Origin of the sequence: Ureibacillus chungkukjangi, assembly GCF_003217295.1 — a bacterium.
In the GTDB taxonomy this organism is placed as follows: Bacteria; Bacillota; Bacilli; order Bacillales_A; family Planococcaceae; genus Ureibacillus; species Ureibacillus chungkukjangi.
In genome coordinates this window covers 1-4,505 of the sequence record NZ_QJTJ01000057.1, presented here as the reverse complement: position 1 = coordinate 4,505, position 4,505 = coordinate 1, and the positions used below count along the sequence as shown (strand labels likewise).

Annotated in this window: 4 protein-coding genes and 1 pseudogene; 3 read left to right on the top strand and 2 right to left on the bottom strand. The window is 31.1% G+C overall.

Annotated elements, in window-relative coordinates:
- Window positions 1-112 precede the first annotated feature (112 nt).
- Both BJ095_RS18570 and BJ095_RS18565 read right to left on the bottom strand, forming a co-directional pair.
- Window positions 113-442 carry a hypothetical protein gene (locus BJ095_RS18570; RefSeq protein ID WP_107937878.1) on the bottom strand — a complete coding sequence of 110 codons (330 nt, stop codon included), beginning with the start codon at window positions 440-442 and terminating at the stop codon, window positions 113-115.
- Window positions 443-728: 286 nt separating this feature from the next.
- Window positions 729-1,208, bottom strand: a pseudogene (locus tag BJ095_RS18565) (GyrI-like domain-containing protein); the annotation flags it as partial.
- 352 nt (window positions 1,209-1,560) lie between these two features.
- Here BJ095_RS18565 and BJ095_RS18560 point away from each other — a divergent pair.
- The 3 genes from BJ095_RS18560 to BJ095_RS18545 all read left to right on the top strand — a co-directional run bounded on the left by BJ095_RS18560 (window position 1,561) and on the right by BJ095_RS18545 (window position 3,986).
- Window positions 1,561-1,761 carry a helix-turn-helix transcriptional regulator gene (locus tag BJ095_RS18560; protein WP_107937880.1) on the top strand — a complete coding sequence of 67 codons (201 nt, stop codon included), beginning with the start codon at window positions 1,561-1,563 and terminating at the stop codon, window positions 1,759-1,761.
- Window positions 1,762-1,764: 3 nt separating this feature from the next.
- Window positions 1,765-2,190, top strand: a complete 426-nt coding sequence (locus tag BJ095_RS18555) for a hypothetical protein (RefSeq protein ID WP_107937881.1) — start codon at window positions 1,765-1,767, stop codon at window positions 2,188-2,190.
- A gap of 266 nt (window positions 2,191-2,456) precedes the next feature.
- Window positions 2,457-3,986 (top strand): CPBP family intramembrane glutamic endopeptidase, encoded by a 1,530-nt coding sequence (locus tag BJ095_RS18545; protein ID WP_107937882.1) that lies wholly within the window; start codon window positions 2,457-2,459, stop codon window positions 3,984-3,986.
- The last annotated feature ends 519 nt before the right edge of the window (window positions 3,987-4,505 follow it).

Here is a 4,505-nt window from a genome sequence, read left to right as displayed (position 1 = left end):
AAAACGCCAAAAATCCCTACTTTTATATTGAAAGCAGGGATTTTACTCTGTATCCAATTAAAAATTTTTAAATTAAAGCACTACACTACATTGAATATTGTTATTTCTATTTTTAAGGATTAGCTTTTTCTATAGTGATTTCAAATGAATTAAAGTTATTTTCTTTTATGACTTCATCAATTATTGCTGTAATTTTATTCGTCATTTCCTTGTTTTTTAAATCAATATCATACATAGGAATTGTAAGCAATTGTTTATTAGCTGAATAAATTGTATATGCAGCTCCTCCGTGAGGAGAGTATCCCCTCTCTTTTAGTTCATTTACGATTTTTTCGATTAATTCTGTCTCAGTTATTTTTTTATTAATTTCACTAACTTCTGAATTTTTTTTACCAATAACATATTCAGAGGAGGCAGAACCCTTATAGAAAGTAAAATACATTCCAGAACAAAGAAATAGTACTATCGCAAAAAAGCAAATACTTTTTTTTATTATATTTCTCCTTCCGTGCTTTTAATAAATCGTATGCTTTAATTATTAAAAATAAGATAAATCATTTACACATTCATACATATTTTCCACTATAAATAAAGCATGGTCATTTTCATGAAGAAAGACGCGTTTTTTATTAAATAAACGCGCCCGATTGTGGAATAGGAGTTTTTATAATTATTGAACGGTTTCTTGTTTATTCAACATTATGATGATTATAACCTCAGAAAAAGATTTATTTATGAATTACAGGAACCCAAAGTTCATTTCTAGGTTTATGCTTTGGTGGATAATAACATTCGATACAAGGTATATTAGCAAGTTGATATTCAGAATTAGGAAGCCACTCTGTGTATAATTGTTGCCAAGCATTACTAATCCCTGGAAAAACAGCCCAAGTACTATGAGTAATAGAGAAGGTTTCCATTTCACTTGGGACCTCTCCATCATATCGGACACCCATAAAGTAAGTAAATTCATTGTCCATTATAGCAGCCTCTTTTCCACAAACGCCCAATAGACCTTCAAGTGTGCATTTTGGTTCTTCCCATGACAGATCAATTAATTGTTGCAAAAATCCTTCTTTTTTGGCACTACTCCAAAGCGTAGGAATTGTTTTAAAGGCTCTACTTGTTTTGACAACTTTACCTTTTCCTATAACTTTTAAATCAAAATCAAGACTTTCAATTCGATACTCCATTTCGGTTCCCCTTTTGTAGAAGTTTATTTGGATTTACTTTAATATCTAAAGTTTTTTTGAATATTTCTCTCTATTTTTTTCAACCTTTACTCAATATTAACATAAATACCCAATTTTTTTTTTATTCTTTATTCAATTAAATGTCCCGATTGTGTAAAGAATTCCGAAAGACTTCTAATACAAGAATAAAACGAAGCCTTCTGCAATTAAGTGGAAGGCTTTTGATTATTTATTAAAATACATCTTTAGGTTATTAAAATTGCGAAAGAAAAAGTTAACTTTTTTTTACAAAATGACAACTAAAGTTTACATTTTATAATTAAAAGTTTACAATATTGATGAAATATATAAGGAGAGATAGTAGACCATGTTAAAAAATTCTGTGCGCGAATTACGGGCAAGGTACCGATTGACTCAACAAGATTTAGCCGAAAAGATTGAAGTTTCAAGGCAAACTATCGGGTTAATCGAAAAAGGGGACTACGCTCCGTCAATTACTCTTGCGTTAAAAATGGCAAAAGTATTTCAGGTACCCGTAGAACAAATATTTTATCTAGAAGGAGAATAAATCATGTTAAAAAAAGTTTACCAATCTCCCTTATTCAATGCTGCACTCATTCTCGGATTAGGGGTTATTATGCTGGGAAATCATTATTCTGAAGATGTTCCAAACTGGATGAATATTGATCCTTTAGTATTGGGTATTCCAATTCTAGTGTTACTCTTAGCAATACCAATTAACAACTTAAAGAATCCAAAAGATAAGGTGAAGCCTACATTAATCCCAATGGAGTTTAAAGAGGAAGACGAGGGACTTCAATGGATAACGTATAAAGCAACTAGGAAAGTATATATTTTTTTTGCATCATCTCTTCCTTTTGCAATAGCTTTAACTGCTTATTTTAATCATATACCTTACTTCCCTATTATTCTTTTAACAGGAATGGGGATTATCCAATACATTCTTTTTTGGTTTGAGCATAAAAAGCATAAGTAGGGAGCATTTCTGTTAGAAAGATTTTTGAAGATTTGAAAACAAAAGAGCCCTTCTGTATGATGCTTGAGTTCAACGGTCATGACTCATACATCTACAGAGAGGACTCCATTCCAATGAATTTTAATCGATGAGAAAATTAATCAGGTTTCTGAAAATACTCTAGTTATCGGTATCGACATTGCTATACATAAACATTATGCTTGCGCAATTGATAATCGAGGTCGATTGCTCCAAAAAATATCAACATTTATAGAGGGAGGGATATAATGGATAAGCAGATGATAGTGTCCTTAATAATTTTGTTAACTTTATTAGAGGTCTTTGTAGCCTATCTATTTGTTAAGTATAAACAGGGTAAGATTGATCATAACCCGATTATTACGATTATCTTAAAGGAATGGAAAATTCTATTTTATGCTTTTTTTCGATGGAAAAGAAACAAGGTGAGCAGTGAAAATTCATTTTCTCTACATAAGAATTCCTCCTATTTTTGGTTGTTTATCGCTCTTTTACACGAACAGATTATAGAAATGATAGTATTCCATATTTATTTTAAAAAAGTAGAACCTTCATATGCTTACGTTTTTTCAGGACTCCATTTATACAGCATCCTTTATATGTTGGGTGATTACAATTGGGTAAGAAACACACCTGTTTGTATAAAAAATAACGTAGTTGAAATGAAGATAGGGGCAAGAAGAGAAATTTCTTTTCATATACGAGATATAAGGCTAATTAGAAAAGCAGAGATTGCCTATAGTAAAAATGGTGCAATCATACATGAGAAAGACGTATTTCATTTAACTGTTTTTCCAAGAGTATTAACTAGAATTTTTGGAATCACAGAAGAGCTAAAACATGAAATTGTTTTTAAAGAACCTATTTCATATAAAGGTTATTTCGGATTGAAGAAAAAAGTAAGTAAAGTATTAATCTATATTGAAGACTCTAATCAATTAGTAAATATACTGGAAAAGAAAATGGAAGATCTAGAGGAAGAAGATGAAAGTATTCAAGAAGATAAGGTAGTTACCAATAAAAAGTCTCCACTCATTCAGTGGGAAATTTATCTTACCTTAGTATTCTTGAATGTTTTAGGTGCGTTAGCGATGGCTCCTTATGCAATTGCTAGAGAAGGTTACCATAAGGAAATGGGTATCTCTGAATGGCTCTTTACCCTGATATTCTCTGGACAAATGTTACTGGAAGCAGCTATCTTATTATTTCTAGCTTTATTAATGGGAAAAAGCGTAAAGATAAAGATGCCTATTTTAGAAACAATATTTAGCAAAAAAAATGTAGAAAGGCAACTTTTAAAGAAAGTTGGAATGTCAGTTATATATGGAATTATGACTTCAATCGTCATTATGATTGTCAGCTATTTTATTTCATATTCTCTTGGGATTGATAATTCGTCCATTAATGAGCCTGTGTGGTGGCTAGGTACGTTAGGTTCCTTTGGAGCAGGTATAACTGAAGAAACCATCTTTAGGCTTTTTCTTGTTACAGCTATTATCTGGTTACTTACAAAAGCGGGTAAAGGAAAAATCCCAATAGGTTTCTCTATTTGGACAGCAATAATTTTTGCAGCCCTTATCTTCGGTCTATTACATTATGGAGTAGCTGCTTCAACTTATGAAATGACTTTAGGCTTATTTTTAGGAATGCTTCTTATTAATGGAATCGGTGGGATTGTTTTTGGGGCTTTATTTGTCTATATAGGAATAGAGTTTGCAATGATTGCTCATTTTATAGCTGATATAATAATTCATGTAGTAGCACCACTGTTTATTTAAGTTCTTTTCTTTTAAGCAGCCGTAAGTTGAAGTGGAAGGTTTCACAATTTCTTATCAGCTTTAAAGTGACTTAATTCATAAAATGTACTTTTTTAGTGAAAAAAAATGTTAAAAGACAACGGACAAATAAAGTCGTCCAAAACTCATCCTGATAGATCAATCCTCTCCCCCAAAAATAAAAATTTGGGACGCACAAAAAAGAGACGACAAACGTTATTAAATCGATGTTTGCCTCTTTTTTTATGGAACATTGTTTATACGATATTTTTTGCAAGTCTCCTAAACCGTTGATATAAAGGCTTTTATGCTTGCTAGGCATGATCTTTAATTTGCATAAAAACTTGTATTGCGATTCTTTTATCGTTGTAAAACTGCATCTTTTTATCACACTCCCCAAAAAAATGTTGCTCCACAATATGGCCCGATTGTTTCTGTAATGCTTTAACATTTATAACGGTAATTTTAATAGACTACATGCTAGTAGGTAGCTTTTTTAATTAGGTTAATTAAGATATAATT